Here is a 16514-nt window from a genome sequence, read left to right on the forward strand (position 1 = left end):
AAACGGGCCGCGCTCGATTCCGGTGTGGCCGGGGGATGGGCGCTTCAGCGCCGGACCTGCAGCGCGCCCGGGTTCACGATGTTGGTGGGCGTGCCCCGGATGTAGTTGACGACGTTGTCGAAAGCGGCCCCGAAGTACAGCTCGTAGCTGTCCTGCTCCACGTACCCGATGTGCGGCGTGCAGATGCAGTTCTCCAGCCGCAGCAGGGCATGGCCCTGCAGGATGGGCTCGCTCTCGAACACGTCCACGGCGGCCATGCCGGGGCGGCCGCGGTTCAGGGCGGCGATGAGCGCATCGGCCTCGATCAGTTCGGCGCGCGAGGTGTTCACCAGCAGCGCGGTGGGCTTCATGCACGACAGGTCTTCCAGCCGGATGATTCCGCGTGTCTCGTCGTTCAGGCGCAGGTGCAGCGAGATGACGTCGCACTGGGCGAAGAACTCCTCGCGCGTGGTCGCCACCTGCAGCCCGTCGCTCAGGGCCTGGGCGCGCGAGGCCTCGCGGCCCCACACCCGCACATTCATGCCGAAGGCCCGGCCGTAGCCGGCGACGATCTGCCCGATGCGCCCATAGCCCCACAGGCCCAGCGTCTTGCCCCGCAGCACGGTGCCAACACCGAAGTTGGGCGGCATCGATGCCGCGCGCAGGCCCGACTGCTGCCAGGCGCCATGCTTGAGGTTGGAGATGTACTGGGGCAGGCGGCGCATCGCGGCCATGATGAGCGCCCAGGTCAGTTCAGCCGGCGCCACCGGCGATCCCACGCCTTCGGCCACCGCGATGCCGCGCTCGGTGCAGGCCGCCACGTCCACGTGCGGGCCGATCTTGCCGGTCTGCGCGATGAGTTTGAGGCGCGGCAGCTTTTCGACCAGCTGGCGCGAGATGTGGGTGCGTTCGCGCACCAGCACGATGATGTCCGCGTCCTTCAGGCGCACCGAAAGCTGGCCCAGCCCCTTGACGGTGTTGGTGTACACCTTGGCGTTGTAGGGGTCCAGGCGTGCGGCGCAATGCAGTTTGCGCACTGCGTCCTGGTAGTCGTCGAGAATGACAATGTTCATGTTGTCCGTAAAACCCGCAAGCTGCGGGGCAGGGCCTGTGGGGGGGCCTGCCGCAGAAATCGAAAGAATCGTGCCGCGCGGCCTGCCGGGCCCGGGCGGTGCCGGCGGGGCAGGGCGCTTGGCCCAGCCGCACATTGTCGTTGATGCGCGCGGCCGCGTCGCCGCGCAAGCCCGCTCAAAGCGCCGGTGCGGGACACGCGGTTACAAAAGTCTCCGTCCTGGCACCATTGCCGCACCTCGGCGGGCCATGGGCAGACCGGGTCGCCCACGCGACGGGCCGTAGGGGGCATCCCCGATGCCGGGCCCGGGGCAGGTCACTAGGCTGCAAGCGAAAGGAACCGAATCGCCCATGCCTGCCCACCACGCCTTCTGGCCCCGCCGCCTGCCGCACGCGCTCACGCCGCCCGCCACTTCCCTCTGGGACAACCTGGCGATCAGCGCCCGCCGCTACCCGGACAAGCCGGCACTGGTGTTCTTCGGGCGCACGCTGACCTACCGCGCGCTCGCCGACGGTGCCGAGCGGATGGCAGCGCACCTGCATGCCCTGGGCGTGCGGCAGGGCGACCGCGTCTTGCTGTGCACGCAGAACTGTCCGCAACTGGTGCTGGCGCACTTCGCCATCCTGCGGGCCAACGCGGTCGTCGTGCCGGTCAATCCGATGAACCGGGCGCAGGAACTCACCCACTACATCACCGACCCCGACGCACGCGTGGCCATCACCACGGCCGACCTGGCCCCCGAGCTGGTGCAGGCCAGCGATGCGCTGGCGCCGGGCGCGGGCCTGGCCCACCTGGTGGTGGCGCAGTTCACCGATGCGTTCTCGCCCGAGGAGGCCGGCGCCGACGCGATTCCGCCGGCGTGGCGCGACTGGCTCTGCACCCGCCACCCGCTGCCGGTCCTGGCCGGCGGCCAGGTGCATGCCTGGACGGATGCGCTGGCCTGCACGGCGCCCGCCCCGGATCTCACGGTCGGGCCCGAAGACCTGGCCGTGCTGCCCTACACCAGCGGCACCACCGGCCTGCCCAAGGGCTGCATGCACCCGCACCGCAGCCTGATGCACAACGCCGTGGCCAGCAGCCTGTGGGGCACCGCCACGCCCGAGAGCGTGACGCTGGCCGTCGTGCCCATGTTCCACATCACCGGCATGGTCAGCGTGATGCATTCCTGTATCTACGTGGGGGCCACCCTGGTGCTCATGCCGCGCTGGGACCGGGATCTGGCCGGGCGGCTCATCTCCCGCTACCGCGTGAGCAACTGGACCAACATTCCCACGATGGTGATCGACCTCATGGGCAGCCCGAACTTCGGCCAGTACGACCTGTCCAGCCTGGTGTACATCGGCGGCGGCGGCGCGGCCATGCCGCAGGCGGTGGCGCAGCGGCTGTTCGAGCAGTACGGCCTGCGCTACACCGAGGGCTACGGCCTCACCGAGACCGCCGCGCCGTCGCACACCAACCCCCCGGACCACCCCAAGCAGCAGTGCCTGGGCATTCCGTTCATCAGCACCGATGCCCGCATCATCGACCCCGACACGCTGCAGGAGCTGCCCGCCGGCGAGCAGGGCGAGATCGTGATCCACGGCCCGGGTGTTTTCAGCGGCTACTGGAAGCTGCCCGGGCCCACGGCCTCGGCCTTCATCGACCTGGACGGCAAGCGGTTCTTCCGCTCGGGCGATCTGGGGCGGGTGGACGACGAGGGGTATTTCTTCCTGACCGACCGGCTCAAGCGGATGATCAACGCCAGCGGCTTCAAGGTCTGGCCGGCCGAGGTGGAGGCGCTCATGTTCCGCCACCCGGCGATCCAGGAGGCCTGCATCATCGCCGCGCGCGACAGCTACCGAGGCGAAACGGTCAAGGCCGTGGTGGTGCTGCGCCAGGAGCACCGCGGGCAGGTGACCGGCGAAGACATCATCGCCTGGTGCCGAGACCACATGGCCGTGTACAAGGTGCCCCGCGTGGTGCAACTGGTGGACGCGCTGCCCAAGAGCGGCAGCGGCAAGGTGATGTGGCGGGCCTTGCAGGAGGCCGAGCTGGCCAGCCCTGCCGCCGCCTGATGGGCCGCGCCGCGCCTATTGGGCCGCGTGCGCGGCAATGAGCTCCGCCAGGTCCCGCTCCAGCAGGGCGGGATCGCCCAGCTGCAGCTCGATCACGCGGCGCAGGTGGGTCACGCTGTCCAGGTCCATCGTGCGGCACTGCAGGCCGGCATGCGGGCCTTCGATGTGCACGATGTCGCCGGTCATGGCGATGTGGTCGTTGTCGGCCGACAAGGCGATCACCAACTGGCACGGCGCGCCGGCGGGCAGTTGGGCGGCCGCGGGCTCGGCACCCAGGGCGAGCAGCGCGCCTTGCAGCGACAGGTCCAGCACCTGCACGTCGAACGTGCCCAGGCCGGTGGTGAGCAGCGCGGGTGCATCGAAAGCCACACGGACGTAGTGGCGGCGTTCATGGGGCATGGCGGATTCCTGGAATGGCGAAGGCCCCGCCATGCTACTGCACGGTGGTGATGCCGCCAGCGGATGGCTGGCACTTTTGCGCCAGGTTCCAGGGGCGGGCCGGGTTAAGCTTGGCCGCCTATGGCGCACATCACCTTCTCCCCTCCGTACCTGCCACCGGACCAAGTGGCAAGCCATCTGCGCAGCGCCGGCTATGCCGTGCTGCGGCCTGCCGACACCGCGGCGTGGATCGGTTGCCCGCTGGGCGAGCTCCAGGCGCTGCACGCCGACTGGAGCGGCCTGCCGCCCGATGAGTTCCTGAAGGACGGCGGGCGGTACCGCCGCCGCCGCCACGCGAGCTTCGTCGCCGATGGCGACAGCGTGCAGGCGGTGCCCCACCGCGCGCACTGGCAGCCGGTGGAATACAACGCGCTGCACGGCGGCATGCAGCGGATGTTCGCGCCGATGCTGGACACCACCGTGGCGCGCCCGGCGTGGCGGCAATTGATCGCCGCGCTGGCCCGCGTGTCGCAGCAGGCCCTGGCCACGCAGCCCGAGCGCTGGTTCGTCGAGGCGCACCAGTTCCGCATCGACACCACCGACGGCATCGGCCGGCCCACGCCCGAGGGCGCGCACCGCGACGGCGTGGACCTGGTGGCGGTTTTCCTCGTCGGCCGTGAGCGGGTCAAGGGCGGCGAGACGCGTATATTCGAAGCGTCCGGGCCCAGCGGGCAGCGCTTCACGCTCAGCGAGCCCTGGTCGCTGATGCTGCTGGACGATGCGCGCATGATCCACGAGACCACGCCCATCCAGCCGCTGGCCGACGGTGGGTTCCGCGACACGCTGGTCGTGACCTGCCGGCGCGGAGGCTTCCAGGACGCGCCGGCCTGAAGGCCATGACTTGATGCGGATCAACGGCCGGCCAACCGGTCGCCGCGACACTGGGGCCTGACGCGGGCACGGATCGCGCAGGCGATCCCCCCGGCCCAGGCCCTGCCTGATCCATCAACCGAAGGAGAAGTAACCATGTTCAAGCACATCCTGATTCCCGTGGACGGCTCGCCGACCTCCATGACCGCCGTATCCAAGGCCGCCGGCCTGGCCAAGGCGTTCGGTGCGGCCGTGACCGCGGTGTACGTGGTGGACCCGTACCCGTTCACGGGTGTGGGCGCGGACTTTGCCTATGGCCAGTCGCAGTACCTGAGCGCTGCGACGGCCGAGGCCAACGTGGCGCTGGACGGCGTCAAGAAGGCCATGCAGGAAGCCGGCGTTCCGGTGACGGCGGTGGTGGGCGAGGGCCATGCGGTGCACGACGGCATCCTGCGTGCGCTGGAGACCAGCCAGGCCGACCTGATCGTGATGGGCTCGCATGGCCGCCGCGGCCTGGAAAAGCTGGTGCTGGGCAGCGTGACGCAGCGCGTGCTGGGCGCGGTGCACGTGCCCGTGCTGGTGGTGCGCGACTGATCGCCAGTCGATGCCATGGGGGCCGGCGTTGACCCGGCCCTCAAAGCAAAACGGCTCCCTCGGGAGCCGTTTTGCATGGGGCGCGTTGCTTGCAGGCAGCAGGGGGCACAAGGCCCGTGCCGCACCTATTCGATCTTCGCGCCGGAGGCTTCCACGATGCCCTTCCACTTCGCGTAGTCGGTCTTGAGCAGCATGGAGAACTGCGCGGCCGACAGCGACTCGGGCTCGGCGCCCTGGGCCTGGATGGCGGCCTGCATCTCCGGCGAGGCCAGCAACTTGTTGACCTCGGCGTTCACCGTGGTCACCACGTTGGCGGGCGTGCCGGCCGGCGCGAAGATGCCGTACCACGAACTCACGTCGAAGCCCTTGTAGCCCGACTCGGCCACGGTGGGCACGTCGGGCAGCGACGAGCTGCGCTTGGCCGAGGTGACGGCCAGCGGGCGCAGCTTGCCCGACTTGATCTGGCCCATCGCCGAGGGCACCGAGGACACCAGCAGGTCCACATTGCCCGCCAGCGCGTCCATCAGTGCGGGGTTGGAGCCCTTGTACGGGATGTGGCTCAGCTTGATGCCTGCGGCCTTTTCGAACAGATCGCCGGCCAGGTGGATGGTGGTGCCGTTGCCGGGTGAGCCGTAGGTGATCTTGCCGGGTTCGGCGCGGGCGGCGGCCACCACGTCGGCCAGGGTCTTGAAGCGGGAGTTGGCGCCGGTGGCGATGATCACCGGCGTGTAGGCCACGTGGGCCACGGCGACCAGGTCCTTGGTCGGGTCCCAGGGCAGGTTCTTGTACAGCCAGGGCGCGACGACCAGGTTGTCCTTCTGGCCCATCACCAGGTCGTAGCCGGTGGGGGCGGCCTTCACGGCCTCGGTGATGCCGATGGTGCCGCCGGCGCCCGCGCGGTTGTCGGGCACCACGGTCCACTTGGTCACCTCGGTCAGCTTGGTGGCCACCAGGCGCGAGAGGATGTCGGTGCCGCCGCCGGGCGGGAAGGGCACGATCAGGCGCACTGGCTTGGTGGGGTAGGTGGCGGCGGGAGGGGGCGTCTGCGCCTGAGCGGTGGCGCCCAGCGCCAGGGCGAGCGCGGTGAAGGAAAGCAGGCTGCGGATCATCGGTCGTGTCTCCATTTTTTGCGGGGGAAATTCAAGCCAGTCGATGCAAGGCAAAAATGGCCTTCAGCGCAATATTATCTAAGGCATATTGCTATTGAAAGCATAGCGTTTGCACGGGGGTGGCCCTCAGGCGTCGCGCACGTCGGCCACGGGCGTTTCGCCGAAGTCGGCACGCTCCAGCCAGGCCAGCACGCGCGCCGCCGCATCGGCGGGCGAGGTGAGCTGGCCGCCCGCCTTGAGGTTGGCGAAGTTCTGCACGTCAGGGAAGTCGGCGGCGCTCGCATCGCGCAAGTGGGCCTGCATGTCGGTGTCGATCACGCCGGGCGCGAGCGAGCACACCTTGGCGCCGTTCGGCTTGGCGGCCTCGTCCAGCGCCAGGCAGCGGGTGAAGTGGTCCATGCCCGCCTTGGCGGCGCAATAGGCGGCCTGCGAGGCCATCGCGCGGCGCCCCAGGCCCGAGGAGATGTTCAGCACCTTGCGCGGCACCGGCCAGTTCTCGGTGGCGCCCAGGAAGGCGCCGCTCAGCTGCATCGGGGCCTCCAGCCCGACGCGCAGCGCGTGCGCCAGGTCGGCCGGGTCGCTGCCCGAGAGCGGTGCGATGCGCGGCACCACGCCGGCGTTGTTGATGAGGGTGGCGCTGGCGTACTCGCCGGCCGGCACGTTGGCCAGCCAGATGCGCAGGCGGGCCGCAGCGTGCAGGCCCTGGGACAGGTCCTGCTCCCACTGCTCGAGCGTGGCGCCGGCCTGTGCGGCTTCGGCGGCGAGCTCGGGATGGGCGTTGCGTGACAGGGTGAGCAGCGCGTGGCCGGGCTGCAGCAGCTGGCGGGCCATCGCCAGGCCCATGCCGCGCGAGGCGCCGGTCAAGATCGTGAGGTGTTTTGGCATCCGGCGATGGTACTGCGTGGACTGCGGGCGTGGCCGGCGGGGGCTTCGAGGGCGCACCGGTTTCCGCGGCTCAGCATGCTATTAAAAATATAGCAATATGCCCTGGTGTTGATTGTGCTGGTGGCCCGAAACACTAAAAGGGCGTGGGGCACGAAAACGCCATGGGCTGCCCGGTGCGCGGATGCGTGAACGCCACCTGGCGCGCATGCAGCAGCAGGCGCGGCGCGCGGGCCTGCACCGCCCCTGGCGCATACAGCGCATCGCCCAGGATCGGGTGGCCGATGGCCGCCAGGTGCACGCGCAGCTGGTGGGTGCGGCCGGTCACGGGCTGCAGTTCGACGCGGGTGGTGTGGGCGGCGGTGTCGTGGGCGATCACGCGCCAGTGGGTCAGGCTCGGCTTGCCGTGTGCGGCGTCGATCACGCGCAGCGGGCGGCGCTCCCAGTCGGCGGCGATCGGCAGGTCGATCGCCTGCCAGCCGTCGGTGCTCCCATCGGCGGCGGACGGCGCGGGCGCGGGGCCCTGCACCACGGCCTCGTAGCGCTTGTCCACCTGCCGTGCGGCGAAGGCGTCGCCCAGCGTGCGCTGGGCCGTCGCGTGCCGCGCCATGAGCACGATGCCGGAGGTCGCCTGGTCCAGCCGGTGCACCACCAGGGCGTCCGGCCAGTGCTGCAGCGCACGGGCGCTCAGGCAGTCCTGCTTGTCGGGGCCGCGCCCCGGCACGCACAGCAGGCCCGAGGGCTTGGCCAGCACCAGCAGGTCGTCGTCGGCGTACAGGCAATCGGGCGGCGGTGCGGCTTTCCCGGCGCCTGGCACCACCTCAGTGGCGTCCGCCATCGGCCGGGTCATCGGGGCCCTTGGCCGTGCCATGCACCAGCTGGTGCACGGTGGCGCAAAGCTCTTCCACGTCGTTGGGCTTGTGGATGAGGGCGCTCGCGCCTTCGGCCAGGGCCGATTGTTCGATCTCCGCGGTGACGTGGCCCGAGGCCAGGGCCACCGGCAGGTCGGGACGGATGCGCTTGGCCTCGCGCACCAGGTCCACGCCGCAGTAGCCGGGCATGTTGTAGTCGGTCACCAGCAGGTCGTAGTTGCGCGGGTCGGCGCGCAGGGCCTCGGTGGCTTCGTGCGGATCGGTGAACCCGGTCACCTGGTAGCCGCGGCGGCGCAGCAGGCGCCGCACGAGGAAGACCAGCGCCTCGTCGTCGTCCACGTACATCACGTGGCGCGTGCGCTCGTCCGCGCTCTGCACGGGCGGCGGGGCGGCGGGCTGGGGGGCGTGCGGCGGCGCGCTCGGTGCCGAATCCGGCGCCACGGGGAAGTACAGCGTGAAGCGGCTGCCTTCGCCCGGAGCGCTGTGCACATCCACCGCGCCGCCGTGCGTGCGCATCACGCCGTGCACCACGGCCAGGCCCAGGCCGGTGCCCTGGCCCACGGGTTTGGTGGTGAAGAAGGGCTCGAAGATGCGCTGCTGCGTGGCCGCGTCGATGCCCGGGCCGTTGTCCACCACGGTGAGCGCGACGTACTCGCCCAGGGGCAGGCCCAGGCGCTCGCACAGCCGCAGGTCGGGCTCCAGGGCCGAGGCCTCCATGCTGACGATGCCGCGCGCCTCGCCGATCGCATGGATGGCGTTGGTGCACAGGTTGAGCAGCGCCTGCTCGACCTGGGTGGCGTCGGCCAGCACGGGCGGCAGCCCCGCATCCAGGCGCATGCGCAGCTCGATGGCGGGCGGCAGGGTCACGCGCAGCAGCCGCTCGGTGTCGTGCATGGCGTCGTGCACGCTCACGGCGGTGCGCTGCGGCGGTTCGTTGCGGCTGAAGGTGAGGATCTGGCGCACCAGGTCGCGCGCGCGGCGGCCGGCCTTGTCGATCTCGCGCAGGCTCTCCAGCACGGGCGAGGCGGCGTCGCAGTCGGCCTTGGCCAGCTCGACGTTGCCCAGGATGGCGCTCAGGATGTTGTTGAAGTCGTGGGCGATGCCACCGGCCATGGTGCCTACGGCCTGCATCTTGTGCGACTCGCGCAGCTGCGCTTCCAGCTCGCTGCGGTGGGCTTCGGCCTTTTTGCGGCCGGTGAGGTCGCGCGCGAAGACGGTGGTGGTCTCGCCCTCGGCATGGCGCTCGAACGACATGCTCACCTCCACCGCCAGCTCCTTGCCGCTGGCGGTGCAGGCCACCATCTCGCCCAGCACGGCCTGCGTGGTGAGCTGCGCGAACGCCAGCGCCTGCGCCGCATCGGGCAGGAAGCGGTCGAGCCGGCTGCCCATGGCGTCGGCCGTGGCGCACTGGAACAGCGCGGCGGCCGTGGGGTTGAAGACGGTGATGCGCTGGTTCTGGTCCACGCACAGGATGGCATCGAGGGCGGAGTTGATCACCGCCTCCAGTCGCCGCTCGCTGGCGTGCAGCTGGGCATTGCGCTCCTGCAGGGCCTGGGCGCTTTGCTGCAGCGCCTGGCGCTCGGTGAGCAGCGGTCCCTGGTCGATCACGGCGCACAGGAATTGCAGCACCGGCGGGCCGCTTTCCTGTGGCGCCTCGATGCGGGCGATGTGCAGGTCGCCGGTGATGGTGCCGCCCGAGCCCACGGGAAACACCACCTCGGTCGCCTCGCTGTGGCCGAGTTCGCGCGCCTGCGCGAAGGCCTCGCGCACGCGTTCGGCGTCGGCCGCGCTCACGAACGGCATGAGCGAGGTGACGGGGCGGTCGGCCTCGGTGGGCTGGAAGGAGCGGTGCGCCATGGAGTTGGCCTGCACCACGATGTCGTGCTCGTCGAGCACCATGAGCGACAGCGGCACGCTGGCGAACAGCGTCTCGAAGCGCTCCGAGGCGCTTTCCGCCGCGGCCTGGCTGTAGCGCAGCACCTTGTTCTGCACCTCCAGCTCGGCCTGGTAGGCGCGCAATTCACCGATCAGCGCGGCCACGGGGCCCTCGGCACGGCTCGCGGGCGCGCGGCGCTCGGGCGGAACGGGCGCGGGCGGGTTCTCCGAACCCGGGGGCAGGAGCAGGGAAAGATCAGGACGGCTCATGGGCGAAGCAGCGACGGCAGGCAGAGCGGCAGCGGCGCCAGCGCCGCACGGAAGGGGCTCAGTGTACGCCCGCCCCTGGGTGCCGGCCAGCCGGTGGCCTGCTGCGGGAAGTGCCTTTCGCGCGGCGGTGCGGCGCAGCCCTTACACCGGCCATCGGCAAGCGTTCACCGGGCCGGTGGCCGCCACGCCGCGGTTCAGCGCGGCACGGTGCCCGGGGCGTCGTTCACCTGCCGCAGCGGCGTGAGCAGGAAGGCCAGCGCTGCCACCGCCACCAGCGCGCCGCCGCAGGCCGCGAACAGCTGGGCCAGCGTGATGCCCTTCATGACCCAGCCCGTGACGGCGGCGGAGATCGGCGCCAGCCCCATGAAGATGAACATGAACAGCGCCATCGCCCGGCCGATGAGTGCCGGCGGCACCCGCTGCTGGATCCACGTGAAGATGCGCACCTGCATGAAGCCGCCCAGCAGGCCGATGGCCAGCATGAGCGCAACCCCTTGCCAAAGGGCGCCGATCACGCCCATGGGCATGAAGAGCAGGCCGATGGTGGCGTCGAATGCCAGCAGCGTCATCCCCAGGCTGCCCCAGCGCAGGCGCGGCAGCATGCCCGAGGCCACCATGCCCGCGAGCGTGCCGGCACCGTGGGCACCCACCAGCGTGCCGAACGCGGCGGCGCCCAGGTGGGGCAGGCTGCTCGCCAGCACCGGCATGGCGATGTGCAGCGGCCCCATGATGAGGATGGCCACGGCGCTCCAGTAGAGAAAGCAGGTGCGCAATTCGCGGTCGCGCCAGAAGTGCGCCAGACCCTGCGCCACCGAAGCCAGCACCGCCGGTAAAGCCGTGCCCGGCGCGGCCGGCGGCGTGGAGGCGGTGGAGCCCTCGGTGCGGGCGGAGGGGGCCGGCGCTGCAGCCAGCAGCCGCACCTTCGACAGGGTCCAGGCCGACACGCCGAAGCTGAGCGCATCGAGCCCGAAGGCAATGCCGATGCCCGTCGCGTTGGCCATGGCGCCGGTGCCGGCGCCGTCCACACGGCTGCCGTCGCCGAACAGGGCAATCAGCAGGCCGGCCAGCAATGGCCCCAGGAACATCGTGAGCTGGCGAATGCCCATGCTGATGCCGTTGGCCGCCTGCAGCTGTGTGCGCGGCACCACGTGCGGCAGCATGGCCGTGCCGGCCGGGATGCTGAAGGCGGTGGCCAGGCCGATGGCCAGCGACAGGGCATAGACCATCCACAGCGTGAGCGCACCCGCCAGCACCAGCCCGCTGAGCAGGCCCAGCAAGGCCAGGTTGGCGTACTTGGTGCGCATCAGCACCTGCTTGGGCGAGTGGCGGTCCACCAGGGCGCCGCCGATGAGGATGAACAGCGCGCGCGGCACGCTCATGAGGGCCAGCACCGTTCCGAGTACCAGCGTGTCGCCGGTCATCTGCAGCACGAGCCAGGGCAGGGCGATGAGCGTGAACTGGTCGCCCAGCAGGGTGAGGGCCGTGCCGCTGACCATCCAGCGGAAGTTGGAGTCCTGCAGCAATGCGGCGCGCGGGTGGTGGGGCGAAGGGGTCATGGGTCGGTCCGTTGGCTGCGCAGGGGCAGCGATGGGGGCCGACTGTGAAGCCTCACGTAGCGTGAGGGTCAACCCTTTTTTCAGGGCGATGGCGCGGCTGCCGGCAGGCGTGGCACGGCGTGCAGGTAGTTGCGCACGGGCTCGCTCAAGGGGGAGCCGGCGCGCAGCAGGGGCTCGCTGGCCGATGCGCGCATCAGCTTGGCGCGCAACCCGGCGTCGTTGCTGCAAAGGGTGGCGAACAGGGTGTCCCAGTGCGCAGCGGCATCCCTCGCCTGGGGATGGCCCGGGGGAATGCCCTGGTCCAGCAACTGCTGCACTTGCTGTTCCAGCTGCTGCCATTGCGTGTGGTGTACCTGGCCCAGCCGGCGCAGGTCGTCACGGTCCAGGTAGCGCAGCAGCAGGTCCATGCGCAACTGGATGGCGCCTTCGATGTACCGGATCATGTCGCCCGGCGGCGCATGGTTGCGGCCCTGGGTGCTGGGCTCGGTGCGGAACATGTGGCCCCAGCGTTCCAGCAGGTCCATGTCGCCGTCCATCCAGTGCAGCATCAGCGCCATCCATCGGTAGGCCAGCGCCTGGACCGCGGGCGCATCGATCGGCAGGCCCTCGTCCATGGCCTGGCGCACCCGGTCCCTGACGACCAGCCAGTCCGCTTCGATGCGGTGCCAATGGGAGAAGATGTGCTTGAGCTCGGCCGCGCTGAAGTACTTGCCGTAGGTGGCCATGAGCGCCAGCGCCTGCAGCCAGTCGCCCATGTCGGGCTCGGCGCCGGCCTCCAGCCCGTCGCGCAGCAGCGACAGGCGGCCGCGCAGCTCGGCGGCCTGCGCGATCTGCTGGTCCAGCGCGCGGATCTGCTGGCCGATGATCTGCTCGGGCGCCATGCCGTCGCCCGCCAGCAGGGCCGCGATGTCGCTGAGTGGCAGGCCCATCTGGCGCAGCGTCTGGATGCCGTGCAGCCGCTGCACGTCGGACGGGCTGTAGAGGCGGTAACCCGCCTCGGACCGGCCCGAGGGCTTGAGCAAACCCACCTCGTCGTAATGGTGCAGCGTGCGCACCGTGAGGCCGGTGCGCCGGGCCAGCTCGCCGACCTGGAGCAGCATGGATGGCGGGGCCTCGGACGGGTCAGCGGACCGAGATCAGTTCGATTTCGAAGTTCAGCGTGGCGTTGGGGGGAATGACGCCGCCCGCGCCGCGCTCGCCGTAGGCGATGGCCGGCGGGCAGGTCAGCTTGGCCTTGCCGCCCGGCTTCATGCGCTGCACGCCCTCGGTCCAGCAGGGAATGACGCGGTTGAGCGGAAACTCGGTGGGTTCGCCGCGCTTGTAGGAGCTGTCGAACTCCTTGCCGTCCGGCAGCGTGCCCTTGTAGTGCACCTTGACGGTATCCGTGGCCTTGGGCGAGGTGCCGGTGCCTTCTTTCAGCGACTCGTACACCAGCCCGCTGGGCAGGGTGACGGGGGCGGTCTGCGCCATGGCGGCGGGAACGATCACAAGCCCGGCAAGCAGGGCGCACAAGGAATTTCGCACGAAAGCATCTCCTGAAAAAAGGTAGCCCGCGATCTTAAAGAGTCTGCCCGCGGCCCTGTAACCCCATGTTGGAGGGCCAGGCCGGCCGGGCCCGTGGCGCGGCCGGCTCACCCCTCTCCGTCACGCGTAGTCGCTCACCGGAATGCAGCTGCACGACAGATTGCGGTCGCCCCAGACGTTGTCCACGCGGCCGACCGGCGACCAGTACTTGCTGCGGCGCAAGGCGTCCACCGGAAAGGCCGCGGTCTCGCGGGTGTAGGGCCGCGTCCATTCCGGGGCGAGCAGGCTTTCGGCCGTGTGGGGCGCGTGCTTGAGCGGGTTGTCGTCCTGCGGCCAGGCGCCGGATTCGATCTGGCGGATCTCCTCGCGGATGGCGATCATCGCGTCGATGAAGCGGTCCAGCTCGGACAGCGTTTCGCTCTCGGTGGGCTCCACCATCAGCGTGTTGGGCACCGGGAACGACAGCGTGGGCGCATGGAAGCCGTAGTCGATCAGTCGCTTGGCCACGTCCTCGGCCATCACGCCGCTGGTTTCCTTCAGGCCCCGCAGATCCAGGATGCACTCGTGGGCCACGTGGCCGTTGGCGCTCGCGTACAGCGTGGGGTAGTGGTCCTTCAGGCGCGCGCTGATGTAGTTGGCCGACAGGATGGCCGTCTCGGTCGCGGCCTGCAGGCCTTCGGCGCCCATCATGCGGATGTACATCCAGCTGATCGGCAGCACGGCGGCATTGCCCAGCGGGGCAGCACTGACGGCTCCCACACCCCCAGCCACGCCGGCCGATGCATGGCCCGGCAGGTAGGGCACCAGGTCTTCGACCACGCACACCGGGCCCACGCCGGGGCCGCCGCCGCCGTGGGGAATGCAGAAGGTCTTGTGCAGGTTGAGATGGCTCACGTCGCCGCCGAACTCGCCGGGGGCGGCCACGCCCACCAGGGCGTTCATGTTGGCGCCGTCCACGTACACGCGCCCGCCGTGCTGGTGCACCAGCGCGCACAGTTCCTTCACCTGCGTCTCGAACACGCCGTGCGTGCTGGGGTAGGTGATCATCACGCAGGCCAGGTGCGCGCTGTGCTGCTCGCACTTGGCGCGCAGGTCGGCCAGGTCCACGTTGCCGTTGGCATCGCAGGCCGTCACCACGACCTGCATGCCCACCATCTGGGCGCTGGCGGGGTTGGTGCCGTGCGCGCTGCTGGGGATCAGGCAGATGTTGCGGTGGCCCTCGCCCTGGGCCGCGTGGTAGGCCTTGATGGCCAGCAGGCCGGCGTACTCGCCCTGCGAGCCCGCGTTGGGCTGCAGGCTGATGCCGGCGTACCCCGTGGCCTCGCACAGCCAGGCGCGCAGTTGCTCGTCGAGCAGGCGGTAGCCCCGCTGCTGGTCGGCCGGGGCGAAGGGGTGCACATTCGCGAATTCGGGCCAGGTGATGGGGATCATCTCGCTGGTCGCGTTCAGCTTCATGGTGCAGCTGCCCAGCGGGATCATGCTGCGGTCCAGCGCCAGGTCCTTGTCGGACAGCTGGCGGATGTAGCGCAGCATGCCGGTCTCGGAATGGTGGGTGTTGAACACCGGGTGCATGAGGAAGGCGCTGGTGCGGCGCAGCCCCGTGGGAATCAGCGGCTCCACGCCCTTTTCGAAGGCGGCGAAGGTGGGCAGCGCCTGGCCGTCCTGTGCGAACACCTTCCACAGCAGCTCGATGTCGGCACGCGTGGTGGTCTCGTCCAGCGAGATGCACAGGTAGTTCTCGAAGTAGACGCGCAGGTTGGCGCCCAGCGAGACGGCGCGGGCCGCGATGGCTTGCGTCGCCCCTTCGGTGTGCAGCGACAGCGTGTCGAAGGCGGCCTGCAGGCGCAGCGGCGCACCCAGTTGCTCCAGCCCCTTGGCCAGGATGGCGGTGTAGGCGGCCACGCGCTGGGCGATGCGCATCAGGCCCTGGGGCCCGTGGTAGACGGCGTACATGCTGGCCACCACGGCGGGCAGCACCTGGGCCGTGCAGATGTTGGAGGTGGCCTTTTCGCGGCGGATGTGCTGCTCGCGCGTCTGCAGCGCCAGGCGGTAGGCGGGCTTGCCGTGCACGTCCACGCTCACGCCGACCAGGCGGCCGGGCAGGGAGCGCTTGTACTCGTCGCGGCAGGCCATGAAGGCGGCGTGCGGGCCGCCCGCGCCCATGGGCATGCCGAAGCGCTGCGTGGTGCCCACCACGATGTCCGCACCCCATTCGCCGGGCGGCGTGATGAGGGTGAGGGCCAGCAGGTCGGCCGCGGCGATGAAGGCCGCGCCCTTGGCATGCGCCTTGGCGGCATCGGCCGCCAGGTCGTCGATGCGGCCGCTGGTGGCGGGGTACTGCGCCAGCACGGCGAAGTAGTCGCCGTCCAGCGCGTCATTCCACTCGGCCAGCGAATTGGCCAGCACCACCTCGATGCCCAGCGGCGCGGCGCGCGTCTGGATCACCTCGATGGTCTGCGGGTGCGCGTCGCCGGCCACGATGAAGCGCGTGCTTTTCGATTTGACCGAGCGCTTGGCCAGCGTCATGGCCTCGGCCGCCGCGGTGGCCTCGTCCAGCATGGAGGCGTTGGCGATGGGCATGGCCGTGAGGTCGCACACCATGGTCTGGAAGTTGACCAGCGCCTCCATGCGGCCCTGCGAGATCTCGGCCTGGTACGGCGTGTAGGCCGTGTACCAGGCGGGGTTCTCCAGGATGTTGCGCAGGATGACGCCGGGCGTGTGCGTGCCGTGGTAGCCCTGGCCGATGAAGCTGCGCAGCACCTGGTTCTGTGCGGCGATGGCCTTCAGTTCGGCCAGTGCCGCGGCTTCCGTCGTGGCGGGCGGCAGGTCCATGGCCCGGCTGCGTGCGATGGAGCGCGGCACGATGCCGTCCACCAGCGCGCGGCGCGAGGCCTCGCCGATGGCGGAGAGCATGTGCTGTTCGTCCGCCCCGTCGATGCCGATGTGGCGGGGCAGGAACTCGGTGGCGTTTTCAAGCGCGCCAAGCGGCAGGGCGGATTGCATCAGCATGGAAGAGGACCGTGGACGGAAAAAGAAAGGGGAAGGAAAAGGCTCAGGCGTTCTTGGCGAAATCGGTGTAGGCCGTTTCGTCCATCAGGCCGGACAACTGGGCCGGCTCGGACAGCTTGACCTTGAAGAACCAGCCGGCGTTCAAGGGATCGGAGTTGGCGAGCGAGGGGTCGGCGCGCAGCGCCTCGTTCACTTCCACCACCTCGCCCGAGACGGGCATGTACACATCGGCGGCGGCCTTGACGGACTCGACCACGCCGGCCACTTCGCCCTGCGAGAAGGTCTTGCCGACTTCGGGCAGGTCCACGAACACCACGTCGCCCAGGGCATCCTGGGCATGGACGGTGATGCCGACCACGGCGGCGTTGGCATCGGCGGCGTCGATCCACTCGTGATCGCGGGAGTATTGAACGGTCATGGGGGCTCCTGAAAAATGAAGAAAAGGAATCTGGAATGTAGCGGTGGCTGCC

General features: G+C 70.1%; 14 protein-coding genes. 3 read left to right on the forward strand and 11 right to left on the reverse strand.

Annotation, left to right across the window (positions count from 1 at the left end; all coding sequences use genetic code 11):
* Positions 1-44 precede the first annotated feature (44 nt).
* Positions 45-1052 carry a D-2-hydroxyacid dehydrogenase family protein gene (locus AVME950_RS18100; RefSeq protein ID WP_284412378.1) on the reverse strand — a complete coding sequence of 336 codons (1008 nt, stop codon included), beginning with the start codon at positions 1050-1052 and terminating at the stop codon, positions 45-47.
* Positions 1053-1401: 349 nt separating this feature from the next.
* Between AVME950_RS18100 and AVME950_RS18105 the strand changes: the two genes are divergently transcribed.
* Complete coding sequence (locus AVME950_RS18105) at positions 1402-3105, forward strand: long-chain fatty acid--CoA ligase (RefSeq protein WP_284430876.1); 1704 nt, start codon at positions 1402-1404, stop codon at positions 3103-3105.
* Positions 3106-3120: 15 nt separating this feature from the next.
* Here the strand turns inward: AVME950_RS18105 and AVME950_RS18110 are convergent, their stop codons facing one another.
* A complete protein-coding gene (locus tag AVME950_RS18110; RefSeq protein ID WP_284400318.1) occupies positions 3121-3504 on the reverse strand; it encodes a PilZ domain-containing protein in 384 nt (127 codons plus the stop codon).
* A 120-nt stretch (positions 3505-3624) separates the two neighbouring features.
* On the opposite strand from AVME950_RS18110, the gene AVME950_RS18115 reads away from it, so the two are divergent.
* Both AVME950_RS18115 and AVME950_RS18120 read left to right on the forward strand, forming a co-directional pair.
* Complete coding sequence (locus AVME950_RS18115) at positions 3625-4374, forward strand: 2OG-Fe dioxygenase family protein (RefSeq protein ID WP_284426889.1); 750 nt, start codon at positions 3625-3627, stop codon at positions 4372-4374.
* Between the two features lie 135 nt (positions 4375-4509).
* Complete coding sequence (locus tag AVME950_RS18120; protein ID WP_272552433.1) at positions 4510-4947, forward strand: universal stress protein; 438 nt, start codon at positions 4510-4512, stop codon at positions 4945-4947.
* 125 nt (positions 4948-5072) lie between these two features.
* Here the strand turns inward: AVME950_RS18120 and AVME950_RS18125 are convergent, their stop codons facing one another.
* The 9 genes from AVME950_RS18125 to gcvH all read right to left on the reverse strand — a co-directional run bounded on the left by AVME950_RS18125 (position 5073) and on the right by gcvH (position 16462).
* Complete coding sequence (locus AVME950_RS18125; protein ID WP_284430877.1) at positions 5073-6056, reverse strand: Bug family tripartite tricarboxylate transporter substrate binding protein; 984 nt, start codon at positions 6054-6056, stop codon at positions 5073-5075.
* Between the two features lie 126 nt (positions 6057-6182).
* Complete coding sequence (locus AVME950_RS18130; protein WP_284430878.1) at positions 6183-6941, reverse strand: SDR family NAD(P)-dependent oxidoreductase; 759 nt, start codon at positions 6939-6941, stop codon at positions 6183-6185.
* A gap of 133 nt (positions 6942-7074) precedes the next feature.
* Positions 7075-7776 carry an RluA family pseudouridine synthase gene (locus AVME950_RS18135; protein ID WP_284430879.1) on the reverse strand — a complete coding sequence of 234 codons (702 nt, stop codon included), beginning with the start codon at positions 7774-7776 and terminating at the stop codon, positions 7075-7077.
* A complete protein-coding gene (locus AVME950_RS18140) occupies positions 7760-9955 on the reverse strand; it encodes a PAS domain-containing hybrid sensor histidine kinase/response regulator (RefSeq protein ID WP_284430880.1) in 2196 nt (731 codons plus the stop codon). The genes AVME950_RS18135 and AVME950_RS18140 overlap by 17 nt, the downstream gene beginning before the upstream one ends.
* Before the next feature lie 194 nt (positions 9956-10149).
* Positions 10150-11511 (reverse strand): MFS transporter, encoded by a 1362-nt coding sequence (locus AVME950_RS18145; RefSeq protein ID WP_284430881.1) that lies wholly within the window; start codon positions 11509-11511, stop codon positions 10150-10152.
* An 80-nt stretch (positions 11512-11591) separates the two neighbouring features.
* Positions 11592-12611, reverse strand: a complete 1020-nt coding sequence (locus tag AVME950_RS18150) for a MerR family transcriptional regulator (protein WP_284430882.1) — start codon at positions 12609-12611, stop codon at positions 11592-11594.
* Between the two features lie 22 nt (positions 12612-12633).
* Positions 12634-12981: an FKBP-type peptidyl-prolyl cis-trans isomerase gene (locus AVME950_RS18155; protein ID WP_442867280.1), complete on the reverse strand. Its 348-nt coding sequence runs from the start codon at positions 12979-12981 to the stop codon at positions 12634-12636.
* Between the two features lie 174 nt (positions 12982-13155).
* Positions 13156-16044: an aminomethyl-transferring glycine dehydrogenase gene (gene gcvP / locus AVME950_RS18160; RefSeq protein WP_284430883.1), complete on the reverse strand. Its 2889-nt coding sequence runs from the start codon at positions 16042-16044 to the stop codon at positions 13156-13158.
* 43 nt (positions 16045-16087) lie between these two features.
* On the reverse strand, positions 16088-16462 hold the full coding sequence (gcvH, locus tag AVME950_RS18165) for a glycine cleavage system protein GcvH (protein ID WP_284426881.1): 375 nt from the start codon (positions 16460-16462) through the stop codon (positions 16088-16090).
* Between the last annotated feature and the right edge of the window lie 52 nt (positions 16463-16514).

The sequence above is a fragment of the Acidovorax sp. SUPP950 genome, assembly GCF_030158935.1.
Classification (GTDB): Bacteria; Pseudomonadota; Gammaproteobacteria; order Burkholderiales; family Burkholderiaceae_C; genus Paracidovorax.

What these genes read in the sequence shown, in the direction of transcription:
- AVME950_RS18125 (WP_284430877.1), bottom strand. Translation starts at nt 6,056, where the DNA reads ATGATCCGCAGCCTGCTTTCCTTCACCGCGCTCGCCCTGGCGCTGGGC.
- AVME950_RS18140 (WP_284430880.1), bottom strand. Translation starts at nt 9,955, where the DNA reads ATGAGCCGTCCTGATCTTTCCCTGCTCCTGCCCCCGGGTTCGGAGAAC.
- gcvP (WP_284430883.1), bottom strand. Translation starts at nt 16,044, where the DNA reads ATGCTGATGCAATCCGCCCTGCCGCTTGGCGCGCTTGAAAACGCCACC.
- AVME950_RS18135 (WP_284430879.1), bottom strand. Translation starts at nt 7,776, where the DNA reads ATGGCGGACGCCACTGAGGTGGTGCCAGGCGCCGGGAAAGCCGCACCG.
- AVME950_RS18105 (WP_284430876.1), top strand. Translation starts at nt 1,402, where the DNA reads ATGCCTGCCCACCACGCCTTCTGGCCCCGCCGCCTGCCGCACGCGCTC.
- AVME950_RS18155 (WP_442867280.1), bottom strand. Translation starts at nt 12,981, where the DNA reads ATGGCGCAGACCGCCCCCGTCACCCTGCCCAGCGGGCTGGTGTACGAG.
- gcvH (WP_284426881.1), bottom strand. Translation starts at nt 16,462, where the DNA reads ATGACCGTTCAATACTCCCGCGATCACGAGTGGATCGACGCCGCCGAT.
- AVME950_RS18110 (WP_284400318.1), bottom strand. Translation starts at nt 3,504, where the DNA reads ATGCCCCATGAACGCCGCCACTACGTCCGTGTGGCTTTCGATGCACCC.
- AVME950_RS18145 (WP_284430881.1), bottom strand. Translation starts at nt 11,511, where the DNA reads ATGACCCCTTCGCCCCACCACCCGCGCGCCGCATTGCTGCAGGACTCC.
- AVME950_RS18150 (WP_284430882.1), bottom strand. Translation starts at nt 12,611, where the DNA reads ATGCTGCTCCAGGTCGGCGAGCTGGCCCGGCGCACCGGCCTCACGGTG.
- AVME950_RS18100 (WP_284412378.1), bottom strand. Translation starts at nt 1,052, where the DNA reads ATGAACATTGTCATTCTCGACGACTACCAGGACGCAGTGCGCAAACTG.
- AVME950_RS18130 (WP_284430878.1), bottom strand. Translation starts at nt 6,941, where the DNA reads ATGCCAAAACACCTCACGATCTTGACCGGCGCCTCGCGCGGCATGGGC.
- AVME950_RS18120 (WP_272552433.1), top strand. Translation starts at nt 4,510, where the DNA reads ATGTTCAAGCACATCCTGATTCCCGTGGACGGCTCGCCGACCTCCATG.
- AVME950_RS18115 (WP_284426889.1), top strand. Translation starts at nt 3,625, where the DNA reads ATGGCGCACATCACCTTCTCCCCTCCGTACCTGCCACCGGACCAAGTG.